The organism is Pseudarthrobacter cremeus (assembly GCF_051857465.1).
Classification (GTDB): Bacteria; Actinomycetota; Actinomycetes; order Actinomycetales; family Micrococcaceae; genus Arthrobacter.
Map to the genome: position 1 here is coordinate 116,585 of NZ_JBPZHC010000009.1, position 15,779 is coordinate 132,363.

The following is a 15,779-nucleotide window of genomic DNA, read 5'->3' on the forward strand; positions in this document are numbered from 1 at the left end:
GCCCCGCTGCGGTTTGCTAGAGTGTTTTTGCCCTGCTGTAACCGAAGTCCTTTGCGGACCAGGCCGGCGGTGCGCACGGGGCTATAGCTCAGCTGGTTAGAGCGCGGGACTCATAATCCTAAGGTCCTCGGTTCAAGTCCGAGTAGCCCTACAGTTTCCAACCACCGTGACACCTGCAACAGCTGTGAAGCCGCGTCCGACGCCAAAGCGTCGGATGCGGCTTTCTTTTGTTAAAGGCGGATCTGCGGTATGTTACTGACCAGTAACATACCGCTGCCGCTTCTCCCGCCATGCAGGGGACGGCTGATCCTTGCGAGGGAAACCAATGTCCAAAGCCGCTGTTGACATCAACAACCTTCCGTACGCCGACGGTGACTTCTTCGCCTTCGAGCAGCTCCTGACGGGAAAGGAGCAGGACCGCCTGGCCGAAATCCGGGGATTCCTTGCCCGTGAAGTGCGGCCCATCGCGGTGGACTGCTGGAACCGCGGCGAATTCCCGATGGACCTCATTCCCAAACTCGCCGAAATTGACCTGGTGAGCCCGGTGCGCCGGCAGGGCTATTCAAATCTGTTCGCAGGCCTGGTCCATGCGGAGGCCACGCGCGCAGATACCTCCATCGCCACCTTCATGGGGGTGCATGACGGACTCTTCACCGGTTCCATCGAAGCCCTGGCCTCCCAGGAACAGCAGGACGCGTGGCTCCCGGACATCTACTCGCTCAAGAAAATCGGCGCCTTCGGGCTCACCGAACCTCTGGGCGGATCCGATGTTGCCGGCGGCACCCGCACCACAGCACAGCGCGACGGCGAGAACTGGATCCTCAATGGAGCCAAGCGGTGGATCGGCAACGCCACGTTCTCGGACTGGGTGGTCATCTACGCCCGGGACCTCGCCGACAACCAGGTCAAGGGCTTCCTCGTGGATACCGCACTGCCTGGCTTCAGCGCCACGAAGATTGAAAACAAAATCTCCCTGCGTACCGTGCAGAACGCCGACATCGTCCTCGAGAATGTGGTTGTACCCGGCTTCTTCAAACTGGCCGGCGCCAACAGCTTCCGCGACACGAACAAAGTCCTCAAAGTCACGCGCCTCGCAGTTGCCTGGCAGGCTGTCGGCCAGCAGCTTGCGGCCTTTGACGTGGCCCGCCGCTATGCGGTGGAGCGCCACCAGTTCGGCCGGCCGCTGGCCTCCTTCCAGCTGGTCCAGAGCCAGCTGGTACAGATCCTGGGTAACGCCGTCAGCTCCATGGGCATGATGGTCAGGCTCTCCCAGCTTGAGGACGCCGGCCAGGCCAAGGACGAGCAGTCAGCGCTGGCGAAGGCGTTCACCACCGCCCGCATGCGCGAAAGCGTGGCAATCGGGCGCAGCCTCCTGGGCGGCAACGGCATTGTGACCGACTTTGAGATGGCCAAGATCTTCGCGGACGCCGAAGCGATCTATTCCTACGAGGGGACCCATGAGGTCAACACCCTCGTGACCGGCCGCGCCATCACCGGGATCTCAGCCATCGTCTAGCGTCACCGGTGGCTTTGGCGTCACCGGCAGCTTCGGCGTCACCGGCAGCTCCAGCTCCAGCGCCATCGGTGGCTTTGGCGTTACCGGCAGGAGGATGGACGGGCGCAGATCCATCACGAAGTCCAGCGGATTGACGTAGGCCTCGCCCCGCCTGACGCCCCAATGGACGCAGGCAAGGACCCCGCAGTGGCCGGGCCGCAGTGTGCCGATCGCTTCCCCCTTGGCCACCGCGTCCCCGGCCGTCAGGGAGCTCTCCACCGGCTCGAAGCTGCTGCGGAGCCCACCCCCGTGATCGATCGTGATCACGGGCCGGTCCACCACTACGCCCACAAAGCTGACGGTGCCGGACTCGGGCGAGAGGACCATGACGCCGTCGTGCGTTGCCCCAAGGTCCACGCCACGATGGCCGCTCATCCACGGCTTGTCCGGTGGGTCGAATGCTCTCAGCACCGCCGGCCTGGGGGAGAACGGCCAGTTCCAGGACGGCTGCGGAGTTGCTGCCTGCACCGCTGCCACGGCCGCAGAGAACGTCGGCGCAGGTGCTGTCTGCGGGACCGCGGCGGCGGGCACAACAAATAAGGCGGCGAGGACCACGGCGGCTTTCATGTGCCCAGCATTCCGTGCACCTCCCGGCGGCGAAAGAGTCCGCTGGAGCCATGTGGAAAACCCGTGCCGGGGGACTGCCTGCTGTCCGTTGGAGAGGGGTCCCTGTAGTACACTTGGTGGAGCAGTTTGCTGTGCCCTCAACGCTTTGCGTCGGCACGCCTCATTCAGGAATGCGGGGGAGCAGCAGCTGACTACGCGCATCCAGACCTCCGATTCTGAAGCCCAGGCTTTGTATGAGGAGGATTGTGCCTCTTGCGGTCAGGGCCTTCGCGGTCCTGATGAGAGTCGCAATGGATGCCAGGAGCACGGCCCGCCCTGGGCCACGCTAATCAACCGTCAACTATTGGCAGGGTAAGAGGGCCGCGAGGCTTTCTCATGAATGACCTGCCGGAAGGAGCGCCGGCATGCCCGTCGTAACTATGCGCCAGCTGCTTGACAGCGGCGTCCACTTTGGACACCAGACCCGCCGTTGGAACCCGAAGATGAAGCGATTCATCTTCACGGAGCGCAACGGCATCTACATCATCGACCTTCAGCAGTCGCTGTCCTACATCGACCGCGCCTACGAGTTCGTGAAGGCCACCGTTGCACACGGCGGCACCGTACTCTTCGTCGGCACCAAGAAGCAGGCCCAGGAAGCAATTGCTGAGCAGGCAACCCGCGTGGGCCAGCCCTACGTGAACCAGCGCTGGCTCGGCGGTATGCTGACCAACTTCCAGACGGTTTCCAAGCGCATCCAGCGCATGAAGGAACTGGAAGAGATCGACTTCGACGACGTCGCCGGTTCCGCGTACACCAAGAAGGAACTGCTGCTCCTTCGCCGTGAACTGACCAAGCTGGAAACCAACCTTGGCGGTATCCGCAACCTGACCAAGGCACCGTCCGTGCTCTGGATCGTGGACACCAAGAAGGAACACCTCGCCGTTGACGAAGCCAAGAAGCTCAACATCCCCGTTGTGGCCATCCTGGACACCAACTGCGATCCTGACGAAGTCGACTTCCCGATCCCGGGCAACGACGACGCCATCCGCTCCGTGAACCTGCTGACCCGCGTTGTTGCCGACGCCGTTGCTGAGGGCCTCATCGCCCGCAACCAGCGTGCAACAGGCACCACCGAGGCTCCGGAAGAGCCGCTGGCCGAGTGGGAGCGCGAACTCCTCGAAGGCAGCAAGGCTGAAGAGGCTGCTGCTCCGGCTGCAGAGGAAGCCCCGGCTGCCGCCGAGGCCCCCGCCGCTGAAGCTGCTCCGGCCGCTGAGGAAGCACCGGCCGCTGAGGAAGCTCCGGCTGCTGCCGAGGCTCCCGCCGCCGACGCCGACAAGTAATACAAGTAAATCCGGAATCTTCGGCGCTCCTGGCAGCGCCGAAGCAGCTGACAGGATGGCCGCTCACAAAGTGAGCTGCCGTCCTGTCAGTCCGTACACCACATACATTTTCTAGACAGAGGGGTTCACATGGCGAACTACACTGCCGCTGACATCAAGGCTCTGCGCGAGCGCACCGGCGCCGGCATGATGGACGTTAAGAAGGCTCTTGACGAAGCCAACGGTGACGCCGAGAAGGCCATCGAGATCATCCGCATCAAGGGCCTCAAGGGCGCTACCAAGCGCGAAGGCCGCTCCACCGCTGAAGGCCTGGTGGCCGCGAAGGTCAGCAACGGCGTCGGCGTGATGATCGAAGTCAACTGCGAAACCGACTTCGTTGCCAAGGCTGATAAGTTCATCCAGCTGGCCGACAAGGTCCTGGCCGTGGCTGTCGAGTCCGGCGCCGCCGATCTCGATTCCCTCCTCGCCGTCGAGGTTGACGGCAAGCCGCTCTCCGAGGTTGTCGTCGAAGAAGGCGCAGTCCTGGGCGAAAAGGTTGTTGTCCGCCGGATTTCCCGCATCGAGGGCGGCACGGTTGACGCTTACCTGCACAAGACCTCCAAGGATCTCCCGGCCCAGGTCGGCGTCCTGTTCGCTGTTGACGGCGAGGGCGAAGCTGCTGCCACTGCCGCGCACGACGTCGCGGTGCACATTGCAGCGATGTCACCGAACTACCTGACCCGCGAAGACGTTCCGTCCGACCTGGTTGAGTCCGAGCGCCGCATCGCCGAAGAGACCGCCAAGGCTGAAGGCAAGCCCGAGGCCGCCATGACCAAGATTGTGGAAGGCCGCGTGACGGGCTTCTACAAGGGTGAAGTGCTGGTTGACCAGGCATTCGCCAAGGACGCCAAGAAGTCTGTGGCACAGGTCCTCGAAGAGGCCGGTGTCAAGGGAACTGCTTTCGCACGTTTCCGCGTCGGCTCCTAGCCGAAACCGCAAAGGGGTGGCCACTTCGGTGGCCGCCCCTTTTGCATGCACGGCGAATGGTCGGATGAGACCTTTGGCCGCCCGGCACGATAATCTTTTCAGAGTTCACCAACGGGAAGGCACCCATGGAAGCCGTCATTACTTCAAACCAGCCAGAGAAGAGCCGACGCCGCGTCCTCCTGAAACTCTCAGGCGAGGTCTTCGGCGGAGGAAAACTGGGCGTTGACCCCGAGACCGTCCGCGACGTCGCCAAGCAGATCGCCGCGGCCATCCCCGAGGTGGAAGTTGCGATCGTCGTCGGCGGCGGAAACTTCTTCCGCGGCGCGGAGCTGTCGCAGAGCGGCATGGACCGGTCGCGCGCAGACTACATGGGCATGCTGGGAACCGTCATGAACTGCCTTGCCTTGCAGGATTTCCTGGAGCAGGCAGGCGTGGAAACCCGGGTCCAGAGCGCTATCACCATGGGCCAGGTCGCTGAAGCGTATATCCCGCGCCGCGCCATCCGCCACATGGAAAAGGGCCGCGTGGTCATCTTCGGGGCCGGTGCCGGACTGCCGTACTTCTCCACCGATACAGTGGCTGCCCAGCGAGCCCTGGAAGTGCATGCAGACGTGGTGCTGATGGCCAAGAGCGGCGTGGACGCCGTGTACACCGCGGACCCCAAGAAGGACCCCGACGCCGAGCGGCTTGAGACGCTCAGCTATGACGACGCCCTCCGCCGGGACATCAGGGTCATGGACCAGACCGCAATGACCATGTGCAAGGACAACAACCTGTCCATGGTGGTCTTCGGGATGGAAGGCGAAGGCAACGTCACCCGCGCCATCCTGGGCGAAAAGCTCGGTACCCTGGTGACCCCGTAGCTACGGCTAGGATGATTTCAGGACACTCCCACCCGCTGGCAGGGCCAAGGGTGGGACCAGCAAGACTGAACCAAGATTATGCAGGGAACCGGGACCCGGACTGCACTGATTTCTGAGGAGAGACCGTGATCGAAGAAACCTTGCTCGAAGCCGAAGAGAAGATGGACAAGGCAGTAGAGGTAGCCAAGGAAGACTTCGCCTCGATCCGCACCGGCCGGGCAAACCCGGGCCTTTACAACAAGGTCCTGGTGGATTATTACGGTTCACCCACCCCGCTGCAGCAGCTCGCGTCCTTCGCTATTCCCGACGCCCGCACCATCCTGATCACGCCGTTCGACAAGACCGCACTGCGCGATATTGAGCGGGCACTGAGCGACTCCGAAGTGGGAGCCAACCCCTCCAATGACGGGAACGTCATCAGGATCACCATCCCCGACCTGACCCAGGAACGCCGCAAGGAATACGTCAAGATCGTCAAGACCAAGGGCGAGGACGCCAAGGTGTCCATCCGCAACATCCGGCGCAAGGCCAAGGAGACGCTGGATAAGCTGGTCAAGGACGGCGAGGCCGGCGAGGACGAGGGCAGCCGCGCCGAAAAGGAACTCGATTCGCTGACCAAGGCCCACGTGGACGGCATCGACGAGCTGCTCAAGCGCAAGGAAGCAGAGCTGCTCGAAGTCTGATGAGCCAGGCAGAGCAGGCCCCCGCCTCGAGGGCGCGGGCAAGGGGGACAAAGCCGCGCAGCAACCCGACGCCCAAGGCCGGACGGAACCTTCCCGCAGCCATCGTGGTGGGCCTGGCCATGCTGATCGGTGTGCTCGGTGGACTGATCTTCCTCCCGCTCGGCTTCGTGGCCGTGACCACGGGGTTCGCGATTTTCGGGGTCTGGGAGATCTTCCGCGCCCTGGAGGCCAACGGGACCAGAATGCCCATCATCCCGGTCATGGTGGGCACAGTGGCCATGCCCTTTGCCGCCTATTTTGGCGGCCTCGAAAGCCTCCTGTTTGCGCTGCTCCTGAGTTGCGTCGCCGTCCTGCTGTGGCGTTCGGTGGAAAGCCCGGTCGGATCGGCCAACAGCATCTTCGCCGGTGTGTTCACCCTCGGCTGGGTCCCCTTCTTCATCAGCTTCGCCACCCTTCCGCTCCATTCCGCCGGCGTGATGCCTACGTTGGGCTTATACCCAGGCGGGACCGTGCCGGCCGGGGCGTGGCAGGTGGCCGTGATGCTGCTGCTGGTGGTCTCGAACGACACGTTCGGCTACCTGGTTGGCGCGTCGCTGGGTAAGCACCCGATGGCTCCCAAGATCAGCCCGAAGAAGTCGTGGGAAGGCTTTGCCGGATCCGTTGCCGGGGCTATGGTGATCGGAATCCTCGCCTGCATCTTCCTCCTGGACAGACCCTGGTGGGTCGGCGTGGTCCTGGCGCTGGGTATCGTTGCCGCGTCCACTGCCGGAGACCTTGCCGAGTCCATGGTCAAGCGTGAACTGGGCATCAAGGACATGAGCAGCATCCTGCCCGGGCACGGCGGCGTGATGGACCGTCTCGACTCCATTGTTTTCGCCTCGCCTGTGGCGTTCGTCCTGTTTGCGGTGGTCTCGGGTGCCTGAGGGCGCCCCATCTGACACAGGCAGTCCAATAGACTGGTCCATAATGTGAGCCAGCTCAAGAGCAACAAAGGAACAACAGTGGCATTGGATTTTCAACGGAAAATTCCCGCGTCGTTTGAGCGCGTGCGCAGCAACGAATTTGGCTACAACGCCAAGCAGGTGGACCAGTTCCTCCAGCGGGCCAAAGTGGCGCTTGAGACCCCGAAAGCCGCCGTCCACCCGCTGGGGAGTGCCGATGTCCGTGCAGTGTCCTTTGATCCGGTCAAAGGCGGCTACTCGGCCGCCGTGGTGGATTCGGCCCTGGACCGGCTCGAGGACGCTTTCGCCCGCCGTGAGCGGGACGAGCTGATCGCGGCGCGTGGCGAAGACGCCTGGCTCCGCGAGATCGGAAAACTCTCCGGCATCCTCCGCGGCCGCCTGCACAGGCCTGACGGCGAACGCTTCAGGCGCCCGGCCAGGAAGAACGTCCGCAGCTACAACATCCAGGATGTGGACAAGCTCTGCTATGACCTGATCGGCTACCTCGAGGAGGACAAGCCCCTCAGCGTGGACAACGTCCGCCGTGCTGTCTTTCGTCCCGCCGCCGGCCAGGACGGGTACGAGGAGACCCAGGTGGACGCCTTCCTGGACCGCGTGGTTGAACTGATGGCAGCCATCGACTGAGGTCCTGGCTGAAGCGGGGGACTTACTTGTCAGTTCCAGGCGTGGGGGACAACGGCGTGTAGCTCCGCCACGAGGAAAAATACATGCGGTTTCCGTGGATAACGGATCCGGCCATGAACGCCAGCCCACAGACCGCCCCGACCAGGACCGCCAGGGCGGTTCCGGCACCCAGAATCATCGCAAAGGTTCCGAGGATGATGGCGATCAGGGCGGTGTTTGCCATCTGGATAAAGACCATGCTGCTTCCTGCCACCTGGCTCCAGGGTCTCCGCGGACCAAGAAAAAAATAGGTTTGGCGGGAGCCGGGCAGGTCATCATGGAGTCCGGCCATCAAGTACGGCGCGAGGCCCGGGTCAAGGTCAACGTAGGCCGCCCGCAGCCTGTTCATGGCAACGACGTACATCAGGTCCTCCAGGCCGACGTTCATCACCCGGACCTGGGTCAGCAGGCCGATCACCAGGTCCGCGAGGAGTACAGCCATCGCCAGGATGATGAAGGCGTCCGAGAACCTGGTCGCCTGACCCACCAGCGCCAGGCTCACCAGGCTGGCTGAGGTGAACGTCAGGAACATGCTGATCCGCGTCAGAACCTCACCTTGCGTGGTGCTCCGGGAGGCCAGCAGGGACCAGTGCTCGGTGGCGAGCAGCTGGGCCCGGACCGACGCCGGAACACCGTCAGGCCCGGCGGCAGTGTTTCCGTCCTGGGTGGACATGCGGTAATTGTCCACCTTTGACGGTCCCCCGCGCGAGGGGAGCCGACGACGGCGGCGGGTCACGCCGTCGTCGTACCCGCGGCGGTGGCGGTGGCGGTCGCGGTTGCGGTGCCTGCTGCGGCCTGCCGTCTCAGCGTTCGGTGACCAGCGGCCGTTCGGGAGTGTGCAACCGGGTCATCACCCGTGCCATGGTCCGCGGGACCCGCTTCCTGGTGGCACGGGAGACGAAAACCATCACGGCGAAGGCGGCGGGGACACTCCAGGCCGCCGGCTGGGCCAGCCAGAACGGGGTGCCCGCGGCACCAAGAAAAGAGCCGGACACCATCGCTCCGCCGCAGAGCATGCCGCCGGTCACCATCCCGGCAATCGCGCCGGTGTCCGTCAGGCCACGCCACCAGATGCCCAGCAGGAGAACCGGGCACACCGTGGACGCGGTGAAGGCGAACACAAGGCCTACACTGCCGGCCAGGGCCAGGGAGTCTGTCATAAAGGCAAAGCCCAACGGAACCAGGGCCGCGATCACGGCCGCCAACCGGAACCCCCGCACACTGCCGCCCAGGACATCCTGGCTGATGACCCCCGCCAGCGAGACCACCAGGCCGGAGGTGGTGGACAGGAAGGCGGCAAAAGCACCTGCCACCACCAGCGCCGAGAGCAGGTCACCGGCTGTCCCGCCGATGAACTGCCCCGGCAGCAGGAGAACCACCGCATCGGCCTGGCCTGAGCGGGCCAGTTCCGGAGCGAACATTCTGCCGAGCAGCCCGTACGCCGTGGGAAAGAGGTAGAACACCGAGAGCAGCCCCAGGACGATCAGGGTGGTGCGCCGCGCCGAGTGACCGTCGGGATTGGTATAGAAGCGGACCAGGACATGCGGGAGGCCCAGGGTGCCGAACAGCAGCGCCACCAGCAGGGAAATGTTTTGATACGGTCCGGCAGGAGCCAGGCCGGTGGGATTGACTGCCGCCGGAGCCACTTCGTGGCCCCCGGTGCCGGCAAGCGTGAAAATGAGGAACAGCACCGGCACCGCCAGCGCCGTGAGTTTGAGCCAGTACTGGAATGCCTGCACAAAGGTGATGGAACGCATGCCGCCGGCCACCACGGTCAGGCACACGATGACCACCACAGCCACCGACCCCACCCAGGCCGGCAGCCCTGTGCTGATCCGGATGGTCAGGGCTGCCCCGTGCAGCTGCGGCACGATGTACAGCCAGCCCACCACGACCACCACCAGGCTGGTCACGCGGCGGACTGCCCGCGAATCGAGCCGGGCTTCGGTGAAGTCCGGGATCGTGTACGCGCCGGACCGGCGCAGCGGGGCTGCCACAAAGAGGAGCAGCATCAGGTACCCGGCGGTGTAGCCCACCGGAAACCACAGGGCATCCGTTCCGGACAGCAGGATCAGGCCTGCCACACCCAGGAAACTCGCCGCCGACAGGTATTCACCGCCGATGGCGGAGGCGTTCCACCATGGTTTGACGGTCCGCGAGGCAACATAGAAGTCGCCCGTGGTGCGGGAGATCCGCAGCCCGTAGAAGCCGATCACTGCGGTGGCCACAGCCACCACCACGAGGGCCACCAGGCCCACAGCGGGATTCATTGCGGCCTCACTTGTCCTCCGCCAGATCGCGGTACCGGGCCTCATTCCGTGCCGCCGTCCGGATGAACAGCCACGCGCTCAGGCCGATCACGGGATAGATGCCAGCACCCAACAGCAGCCAGTCGAACGGTATCCCTGCCACCCTGGTCTCGGCGAGTCCGGGGACGGCTGCCAGAAGCAGCGGAAAGGCACCCAGGATCAGCAGGAATCCGCCCGCAACCACCAGCGCCAGCCGGAGCTGGGACCGGATCAGCGACCTGACAAAAAGCTGTCCCACCACGGACTCCTCGGCAGCCTCCCGCGTCTGTGCGGCCGGCCGGGCAGCGGAGAGCGGGGCAGTCACCCGGACCCGTGTCACAGCTGCGGCCGGATCCGGGTGGCCTGCAGCTTCTCCCGGACGGTGGGCAGGTGGCGGCGGCTGATGGGAAGGTTGGCCCCGGCCACGCTGACGCTGGGTCCGTCGGCGGAGAGCTTCATCGAGGCCACGTGCTTCAGTGCCACCAGGTAGGACCGGTGGGTCCGGATGAACCCGGCGTCTGCCCACTGCTGCTCCAGGTCAGCCAACGGCACCCTGATCAGGTAACTGGCGTCAGCCGTGTGGAGGCGGGCATAGTCTCCTTGCGCCTGGACGTACGTGACGTCGTCGCGCCTGATCATCCGAGTGGTGCCGCCCTGGTCCACGGTGATCATCTCGGGTGCCGGACCTGCCCCGCCGTCGCGCAGGAGCTCGCTGATCCGGCCCACCGAACGGGCCAGCCGCTCGGCGCGGACCGGCTTAAGCAGGTAGTCCACTGCGGCCAGCTCGAAAGCCTCCAGCGCGCAATCCTCGTCTGCGGTGACGAACACTACGGCCGGTGGGTGGCTGCTGCGTGCGATGGCCCGGGCGATGTCCAGGCCGGAAACCGCGGGCATGTGGATGTCGAGGAAGACGGCGTCCACGGACTCCGTGCTGAGCGCCCGCAGCGCCTCGGAGCCGGAGGATGCCCGGTGGATGGTGCCTATCCGGTCGTCCCTGCCCAGGAGGTAAGCCAGTTCCTCCACGGCCGGTAACTCGTCGTCGGCGACGAGGACATTAATCATGGTCCTACATTAGCCGCCCCGTGGTGCCTTGCCGGGGGAGCGGCTCAGGCGTCGTGGCCGGGCTGGGACTTGGGCACCCGCATGGTGATCAGCGTGCCTTCGCCGGGGGCTGTCTCAATCACCAGGCCGTGTTCATCGCCGTACACCTGCCGCAGTCTGGCATCCACGTTCCGGAGCCCCACGTGGTCGCCGTCGGTGTGGCCGGCCAGCATGGACTGAAGCTGGGCAGGGTCCATGCCCACGCCGTCGTCCTCGATGGTCACCTCCGCGAAGGCGCCCGAGTCCTCCGCGGTGATGCTGATATGGCCGGGCCCTTCCTTGGCCTCCAGACCGTGCCGCACGGCGTTTTCCACGAGCGGTTGCAGGCTCAGGAAGGGAATCACGGTGCCCAGCACTTCCGGCGCAATCCGGAGGCTGACCTGCACCCGCTCGCCAAACCGTGCCCGCTCCAGCAGCAGATAGCGGTCAATGCAGCGCAGCTCCTCGGCAAGGGTGGTGAAGTCGCCGTGCCTGCGGAACGAATACCGTGTGAAGTCGGCGAACTCCACCACCAGTTCACGGGCACGCGCCGGATCGGTGTTGATGAATGATGCGATGGCGTTCAGCGAGTTATAGATGAAGTGCGGGCTGATCTGGGCGCGGAGGGCCCGGACCTCAGCTTCCATCAGCAACGTGCGGGACGCGTCGAGCTCGGCCAGCTCCACCTGGACAGCCACCCAGTCGGCCACTTCACCGGTGGCGCGGACCAGTCCGGCGCCGGCGGACGGGGCAAACGCGGCAACCACGCCCACCACCTTGGAACCGGCCTTGACCGGCGCAATGACGGCGGCCAGACTGCCCTGGTTACCGCCAAAGCCCAGGTCCCGGGGCTGGATCACGGCAGTCCGGCCACCGGCCAGTACATCTGCCGCCAGCCCCATCAGAAGCGGTTTCAGTTCCTCCGCGGCACCGTCCCAGGCCAGCACGCCTGCGGTATCGGTGATTGCCAGGGCTTCGCAGCCGAGGAGGTTGCGCAGCTGCCGGCTCGCCTTCGCGGCACCGGCCGGATTGAGCCCGGTACGCAGGTGCTGCCCCGCGCGGGATGCAGCGTGGAGGGTGTTGTAGGTGGCCAGCTCGGCGTCGGTGCCCAGCTCACGGAAGGAACGCAGCACCTTGATGCCTGCACCGACCACGACGGCGATCGCCAGGACAATCACGGCGATGGCGGCAGCGGTCAGGAGTGGGGAGTCCGGCATGGTGCCCAGCGTAGCTGCGGGTGCCGTTAGGCGCAGCATCGCGACCGTTGAGCGAACGTTGGGCTGGCGGCTATGGAATGTAGCGCCCGTCACGGCGCACAGTGATTGCAGTCACACTGGCGCATCCTTCATGCAGGCGGTGTGAACCAGGCAAGACTCAATGAGGAGGAACGATGGGTAACGATGCCCACACTCCGGACGCAGCGGCGTCCGTGGACTTCGAGCAGGTCCAGTCGACGGAGCGGTTCCAGGAACTGCGCAAACGTCACCGCAGCTTTGTATTCCCCATGGCCGTTGCATTCCTGCTGTGGTACTTCGCATACGTCCTGCTGGCGGATTATGCAGTTGACTTCATGTCCACCAAAGTGTGGGGAAACATCAACGTTGGCCTGATCCTGGGGCTGCTGCAGTTCGTCACCACATTCGCCATCACCGGCTGGTACGTCAGCTATTGCAACCGCAGGCTGGACCCGATCGCGGCGGAAATCCGCCATGAGATCGAAGGCCACGAATTTGATAAGGACGGCAACATCGTGACCGGAGTGAAGAAATGATCGGGATTGCCACGGCAGTAGACGTTGCCGACCTCAAGGAAACCACGCTCCTGAACATGGGGATCTTCGGCCTGTTCGTGGCGGTCACCATGGTGATCGTGGTCCGGGCGAGCAGGAACAACAAAACAGCGGCCGATTACTACGCCGCAGGGCGCTCCTTCACCGGGCCCCAGAACGGCACAGCCATCGCCGGTGACTACCTCTCGGCGGCGTCCTTCCTGGGCATCACCGGTGCCATCGCTGTCAACGGCTACGACGGCTTTATGTACTCCATCGGCTTCCTGGTGGCCTGGCTGGTGGCCCTGCTGCTGGTGGCCGAGCTGCTCCGGAACACCGGAAAGTTCACCATGGCCGATGTCCTCTCCTTCCGGCTGAAGCAGCGCCCCGTGCGCATCGCCGCCGCCATCTCCACCCTCGCCGTCTGCTTCTTCTACCTCCTGGCCCAGATGGCCGGCGCAGGCAGCCTGATCTCCCTTCTCCTGGGCATCAGCGACTGGGGCGGACAGGCGCTGGTGATCATCGTCGTCGGCGCCCTCATGATCATGTACGTACTGATCGGCGGCATGAAGGGCACCACCTGGGTCCAGATCATCAAGGCCATGCTCCTGATTGCAGGGGCTGCGGTGATGACTTTCTGGGTCCTCGCCATCTACGGTTTCAACCTCTCCGACCTCCTGGGCGGCGCAGTGGAGACCTCAGGCAACCCGAACATGCTCAACCCCGGCCTGCAGTACGGCAAGACCGAGACGTCCAAGCTGGATTTTATGTCCCTCGGACTGGCCCTGGTCCTGGGCACCGCAGCCCTGCCGCACGTGCTGATGCGCTTCTACACCGTTCCCACGGCCAAGGAAGCCAGGAAGTCAGTGGTCTGGTCCATCGGGCTGATCGGTCTCTTCTACCTTTTCACCCTGGTCCTGGGCTACGGCGCTGCTGCCCTCGTGGGTGCAGCAACGATCAAGGCAGCACCCGGCGGAGTCAACTCCGCAGCACCGCTGCTGGCCTTCCACCTCGGCGGCCCGCTGCTCCTGGGCTTCATCTCCGCCGTGGCCTTCGCCACCATCCTGGCAGTGGTTGCCGGCCTGACCATCACCGCTGCCGCCTCATTCGCCCATGACATCTATGCCAGCGTCATCTCCAAGGGAAAGGCCGACGCCGACACAGAGGTCAAGGTCGCGCGGCGCACCGTGGTGGTCATCGGCGTGCTGGCCATCCTGGGCGGCATCTTCGCCAACGGCCAGAACGTGGCCTTCCTGGTGGCCCTGGCCTTCGCCGTGGCAGCCTCGGCGAACCTGCCCACTATTGTCTACTCCCTGTTCTGGCGGAAGTTCACCACCCAGGGAGCCGTCTGGAGCATGTACGGCGGCCTGGGCTCGGCCATCATCCTGATCATCTTCTCGCCGGTGGTATCCGGCGGAGCGACGTCGATGATCAAGGACGCCAACTTTGCCCTCTTCCCGCTCAGCAACCCGGGCATTGTCTCCATCCCGCTGGCGTTCCTGCTGGGCTGGCTCGGCACGGTCCTGGACAAGAACCGCGAGGACACCGCCAAGCAGGCCGAGATGGAAGTGCGGTCCCTCACGGGGGTCGGCGCCGAGAAGGCAGTGGATCACTGACCTCTGGTTTCCTGCAGGAACCGTGGTTTCCTGAGCGAACCTGCCGGTGACGCGAAGAACCCCTGTGCCTCGGCACAGGGGTTCTTCGCGTCACGCGCCCGGAGCTGCCGTGGGCTAGGTCTGCGGCTTGAGCTTGATGTTGACCATCTTGAGTGCCTCGCCCTCGAAGCGGTAGACGAGGTCGATCTTCTTGTCCCCGTCACAGGTGATAACGCCCGTGATGTCGGCGGACGTGGTGTTGTTCTCGGTGCCGGCTTTGACGTTGTTGTAGGCGGCCTTGCAGCTGTTGTCCATCTCCAGGCTTTTGACGCCCGCGATGAAAGCTTCCTTGGACAACTGTTCCTTCAGTGCCGGGTCCAGGTAATCGTCGTAGGCTTTGGAGCTGTCGCCGGAGATCACCAGCTTGGTGAAGCCATCCGCGAGGCCCCTGGCATGGTTGGTGGCGGCATTGAGGACGCTGAGGAGGATGATCACGCCCAGTACTGCCAGCAACAGGACACCAGCCGCGATTCCCAGGATGGTCCAGAGTTTCCTGCGGCCGCGGGCGGGCGGTTGCTGGCCGGGCAGTCCGAATGGCCCGTCTGCAGGGCGTTGCCCGGGGGCAGGGACGTAACCCGGTGTGCCGTCAGGCACGGCTGTCCGGTCAATGGCCGGTGCCGCGTACCGGCCGGGGGCACCGTACTGGCCCGGGGCGCCAATCGGGACTGCCGGTGGCTGTTGCGGCCCGGCTCCGGGCTCGCCCGGCTGGTACGGTTCCTGGGGATTGCTCAACATGGAGCCTTTCCGGCAACGCACTGCTTTGCCTTATTGCTGGGATCCGCTGAACGGCACCCATCGATACACCATGGAACAGCCTATAACCCGGCCCGCCTCCGGGCCTTAACCGTCCCTTTTCCTCCAGATCCTAACCATCACCGGATCCCCGCTCCAGCAGCGGCCGGATGCGGAAGGGGATCAGTTCGCTCATGGCCAGGGCAGTATCGGTCCTGTCTACGCCATCACACGCCAGGATCTTCCCGTTGATCCGGAAGAGGTCTTCGGCGTCCAGTGCGACCACACGCAGCAGGAGGTCTGCCGAGCCGGTGAGGCCGTAGCCTTCCAGGATCTCCGGGATGCCGGCGAGGTCGTGGGCCAGCTGTCCCAGCTTCTGCTGCTGGACGTGCACCGAGATGAAAGCCATCAGGGGGTACCCGAGAGAAGCCGGGTTGATCCGGCGTTCAAAGGACAGGAAGACGTGCTTCTTCTCCAGCTGGGCCATCCGCGCCTGGACGGTGTTCCGCGAGAGCCCCAGCTTCTGGGCCAGCGCCACGACAGTCCGCCGGGGGTCTCGTGCCAGGGCTGAAAGCAGGCGGGTGTCGGTGCCATCCAAAGGTTGCATGTTGCGCAACGTTAGCACGGTCGAACGGGCCCAAACAGGGCATTATGCTCAAGAGGCGCGGCGGTGGT

At 64.5% G+C, this 15,779-nt stretch carries 17 protein-coding genes and 1 tRNA gene; 10 read left to right on the plus strand and 8 right to left on the minus strand.

What is annotated here, in order from left to right:
- Window positions 1–77: 77 nt before the first annotated feature.
- Together ACS5PJ_RS16615 and ACS5PJ_RS16620 are read left to right on the plus strand one after the other, a co-directional pair.
- Window positions 78–151, plus strand: a tRNA-Ile gene (locus tag ACS5PJ_RS16615).
- A 174-nt stretch (window positions 152–325) separates the two neighbouring features.
- A complete protein-coding gene (locus ACS5PJ_RS16620) occupies window positions 326–1,516 on the plus strand; it encodes an acyl-CoA dehydrogenase family protein (protein WP_439435973.1) in 1,191 nt (396 codons plus the stop codon).
- Here the strand turns inward: ACS5PJ_RS16620 and ACS5PJ_RS16625 are convergent.
- Window positions 1,502–2,122 (minus strand): M23 family metallopeptidase, encoded by a 621-nt coding sequence (locus tag ACS5PJ_RS16625; RefSeq protein WP_439435974.1) that lies wholly within the window; start codon window positions 2,120–2,122, stop codon window positions 1,502–1,504. The two genes, ACS5PJ_RS16620 and ACS5PJ_RS16625, sit on opposite strands and share 15 nt — an antisense overlap.
- A gap of 404 nt (window positions 2,123–2,526) precedes the next feature.
- Here ACS5PJ_RS16625 and rpsB point away from each other — a divergent pair, with 404 nt between their 5' ends.
- The 6 genes from rpsB to ACS5PJ_RS16655 all read left to right on the plus strand — a co-directional run bounded on the left by rpsB (window position 2,527) and on the right by ACS5PJ_RS16655 (window position 7,542).
- A complete protein-coding gene (gene rpsB / locus ACS5PJ_RS16630; protein ID WP_439435975.1) occupies window positions 2,527–3,444 on the plus strand; it encodes a 30S ribosomal protein S2 in 918 nt (305 codons plus the stop codon).
- 129 nt (window positions 3,445–3,573) lie between these two features.
- Window positions 3,574–4,410: a translation elongation factor Ts gene (gene tsf / locus ACS5PJ_RS16635; RefSeq protein WP_354147197.1), complete on the plus strand. Its 837-nt coding sequence runs from the start codon at window positions 3,574–3,576 to the stop codon at window positions 4,408–4,410.
- A 125-nt stretch (window positions 4,411–4,535) separates the two neighbouring features.
- A complete protein-coding gene (gene pyrH / locus ACS5PJ_RS16640; protein WP_439435976.1) occupies window positions 4,536–5,273 on the plus strand; it encodes a UMP kinase in 738 nt (245 codons plus the stop codon).
- Window positions 5,274–5,398: 125 nt separating this feature from the next.
- On the plus strand, window positions 5,399–5,956 hold the full coding sequence (frr, locus tag ACS5PJ_RS16645; protein WP_354147199.1) for a ribosome recycling factor: 558 nt from the start codon (window positions 5,399–5,401) through the stop codon (window positions 5,954–5,956).
- Window positions 5,956–6,879 (plus strand): phosphatidate cytidylyltransferase, encoded by a 924-nt coding sequence (locus ACS5PJ_RS16650; protein WP_439435977.1) that lies wholly within the window; start codon window positions 5,956–5,958, stop codon window positions 6,877–6,879. The genes frr and ACS5PJ_RS16650 overlap by 1 nt, the downstream gene beginning before the upstream one ends.
- A 78-nt stretch (window positions 6,880–6,957) precedes the next feature.
- Complete coding sequence (locus ACS5PJ_RS16655) at window positions 6,958–7,542, plus strand: DivIVA domain-containing protein (protein ID WP_439435978.1); 585 nt, start codon at window positions 6,958–6,960, stop codon at window positions 7,540–7,542.
- Window positions 7,543–7,564: 22 nt separating this feature from the next.
- Here the strand turns inward: ACS5PJ_RS16655 and ACS5PJ_RS16660 are convergent, their stop codons facing one another.
- The 5 genes from ACS5PJ_RS16660 to ACS5PJ_RS16680 all read right to left on the minus strand — a co-directional run bounded on the left by ACS5PJ_RS16660 (window position 7,565) and on the right by ACS5PJ_RS16680 (window position 12,166).
- Window positions 7,565–8,254, minus strand: coding sequence for a hypothetical protein (locus ACS5PJ_RS16660; RefSeq protein WP_439435979.1), 690 nt, complete (start codon window positions 8,252–8,254; stop codon window positions 7,565–7,567).
- A gap of 130 nt (window positions 8,255–8,384) precedes the next feature.
- Complete coding sequence (locus ACS5PJ_RS16665; protein ID WP_439435980.1) at window positions 8,385–9,851, minus strand: sodium/solute symporter; 1,467 nt, start codon at window positions 9,849–9,851, stop codon at window positions 8,385–8,387.
- Window positions 9,852–9,858: 7 nt separating this feature from the next.
- Window positions 9,859–10,209, minus strand: a complete 351-nt coding sequence (locus ACS5PJ_RS16670; RefSeq protein WP_439435981.1) for a DUF485 domain-containing protein — start codon at window positions 10,207–10,209, stop codon at window positions 9,859–9,861.
- Window positions 10,206–10,931: a LytR/AlgR family response regulator transcription factor gene (locus ACS5PJ_RS16675; RefSeq protein ID WP_439435982.1), complete on the minus strand. Its 726-nt coding sequence runs from the start codon at window positions 10,929–10,931 to the stop codon at window positions 10,206–10,208. The genes ACS5PJ_RS16670 and ACS5PJ_RS16675 overlap by 4 nt, the downstream gene beginning before the upstream one ends.
- Before the next feature lie 44 nt (window positions 10,932–10,975).
- Entirely contained in the window at window positions 10,976–12,166 is a 1,191-nt protein-coding gene (locus ACS5PJ_RS16680) for a sensor histidine kinase (RefSeq protein WP_439435983.1), read from the minus strand.
- Window positions 12,167–12,339: 173 nt separating this feature from the next.
- Between ACS5PJ_RS16680 and ACS5PJ_RS16685 the strand changes: the two genes are divergently transcribed.
- Both ACS5PJ_RS16685 and ACS5PJ_RS16690 read left to right on the plus strand, forming a co-directional pair.
- Window positions 12,340–12,720, plus strand: a complete 381-nt coding sequence (locus ACS5PJ_RS16685; RefSeq protein ID WP_439435984.1) for a DUF485 domain-containing protein — start codon at window positions 12,340–12,342, stop codon at window positions 12,718–12,720.
- The gene (locus ACS5PJ_RS16690) at window positions 12,717–14,333 is read left to right on the plus strand and encodes a monocarboxylic acid transporter (RefSeq protein WP_439435985.1); all 1,617 of its coding nucleotides are present in this window, start codon (window positions 12,717–12,719) and stop codon (window positions 14,331–14,333) included. Before ACS5PJ_RS16685 ends, ACS5PJ_RS16690 begins: the two co-directional genes overlap by 4 nt.
- Window positions 14,334–14,447: 114 nt before the next feature.
- On the opposite strand, the gene ACS5PJ_RS16695 is transcribed toward ACS5PJ_RS16690, so the two are convergent.
- Together ACS5PJ_RS16695 and ACS5PJ_RS16700 are read right to left on the minus strand one after the other, a co-directional pair.
- Window positions 14,448–15,107 carry a hypothetical protein gene (locus ACS5PJ_RS16695; protein WP_439435986.1) on the minus strand — a complete coding sequence of 220 codons (660 nt, stop codon included), beginning with the start codon at window positions 15,105–15,107 and terminating at the stop codon, window positions 14,448–14,450.
- Between the two features lie 130 nt (window positions 15,108–15,237).
- A complete protein-coding gene (locus ACS5PJ_RS16700) occupies window positions 15,238–15,711 on the minus strand; it encodes an Lrp/AsnC family transcriptional regulator (RefSeq protein WP_439435987.1) in 474 nt (157 codons plus the stop codon).
- Window positions 15,712–15,779 lie beyond the last annotated feature (68 nt).

Coding starts and splice junctions, on each gene's coding strand:
- ACS5PJ_RS16620 (WP_439435973.1), top strand. CDS start 326: ATGTCCAAAGCCGCTGTTGACATCAACAACCTTCCGTACGCCGACGGT.
- ACS5PJ_RS16625 (WP_439435974.1), bottom strand. CDS start 2,122: ATGAAAGCCGCCGTGGTCCTCGCCGCCTTATTTGTTGTGCCCGCCGCC.
- rpsB (WP_439435975.1), top strand. CDS start 2,527: ATGCCCGTCGTAACTATGCGCCAGCTGCTTGACAGCGGCGTCCACTTT.
- tsf (WP_354147197.1), top strand. CDS start 3,574: ATGGCGAACTACACTGCCGCTGACATCAAGGCTCTGCGCGAGCGCACC.
- pyrH (WP_439435976.1), top strand. CDS start 4,536: ATGGAAGCCGTCATTACTTCAAACCAGCCAGAGAAGAGCCGACGCCGC.
- ACS5PJ_RS16650 (WP_439435977.1), top strand. CDS start 5,956: ATGAGCCAGGCAGAGCAGGCCCCCGCCTCGAGGGCGCGGGCAAGGGGG.
- ACS5PJ_RS16660 (WP_439435979.1), bottom strand. CDS start 8,254: ATGTCCACCCAGGACGGAAACACTGCCGCCGGGCCTGACGGTGTTCCG.
- ACS5PJ_RS16665 (WP_439435980.1), bottom strand. CDS start 9,851: ATGAATCCCGCTGTGGGCCTGGTGGCCCTCGTGGTGGTGGCTGTGGCC.
- ACS5PJ_RS16675 (WP_439435982.1), bottom strand. CDS start 10,931: ATGATTAATGTCCTCGTCGCCGACGACGAGTTACCGGCCGTGGAGGAA.
- ACS5PJ_RS16680 (WP_439435983.1), bottom strand. CDS start 12,166: ATGCCGGACTCCCCACTCCTGACCGCTGCCGCCATCGCCGTGATTGTC.
- ACS5PJ_RS16685 (WP_439435984.1), top strand. CDS start 12,340: ATGGGTAACGATGCCCACACTCCGGACGCAGCGGCGTCCGTGGACTTC.
- ACS5PJ_RS16690 (WP_439435985.1), top strand. CDS start 12,717: ATGATCGGGATTGCCACGGCAGTAGACGTTGCCGACCTCAAGGAAACC.
- ACS5PJ_RS16695 (WP_439435986.1), bottom strand. CDS start 15,107: ATGTTGAGCAATCCCCAGGAACCGTACCAGCCGGGCGAGCCCGGAGCC.
- ACS5PJ_RS16700 (WP_439435987.1), bottom strand. CDS start 15,711: ATGCAACCTTTGGATGGCACCGACACCCGCCTGCTTTCAGCCCTGGCA.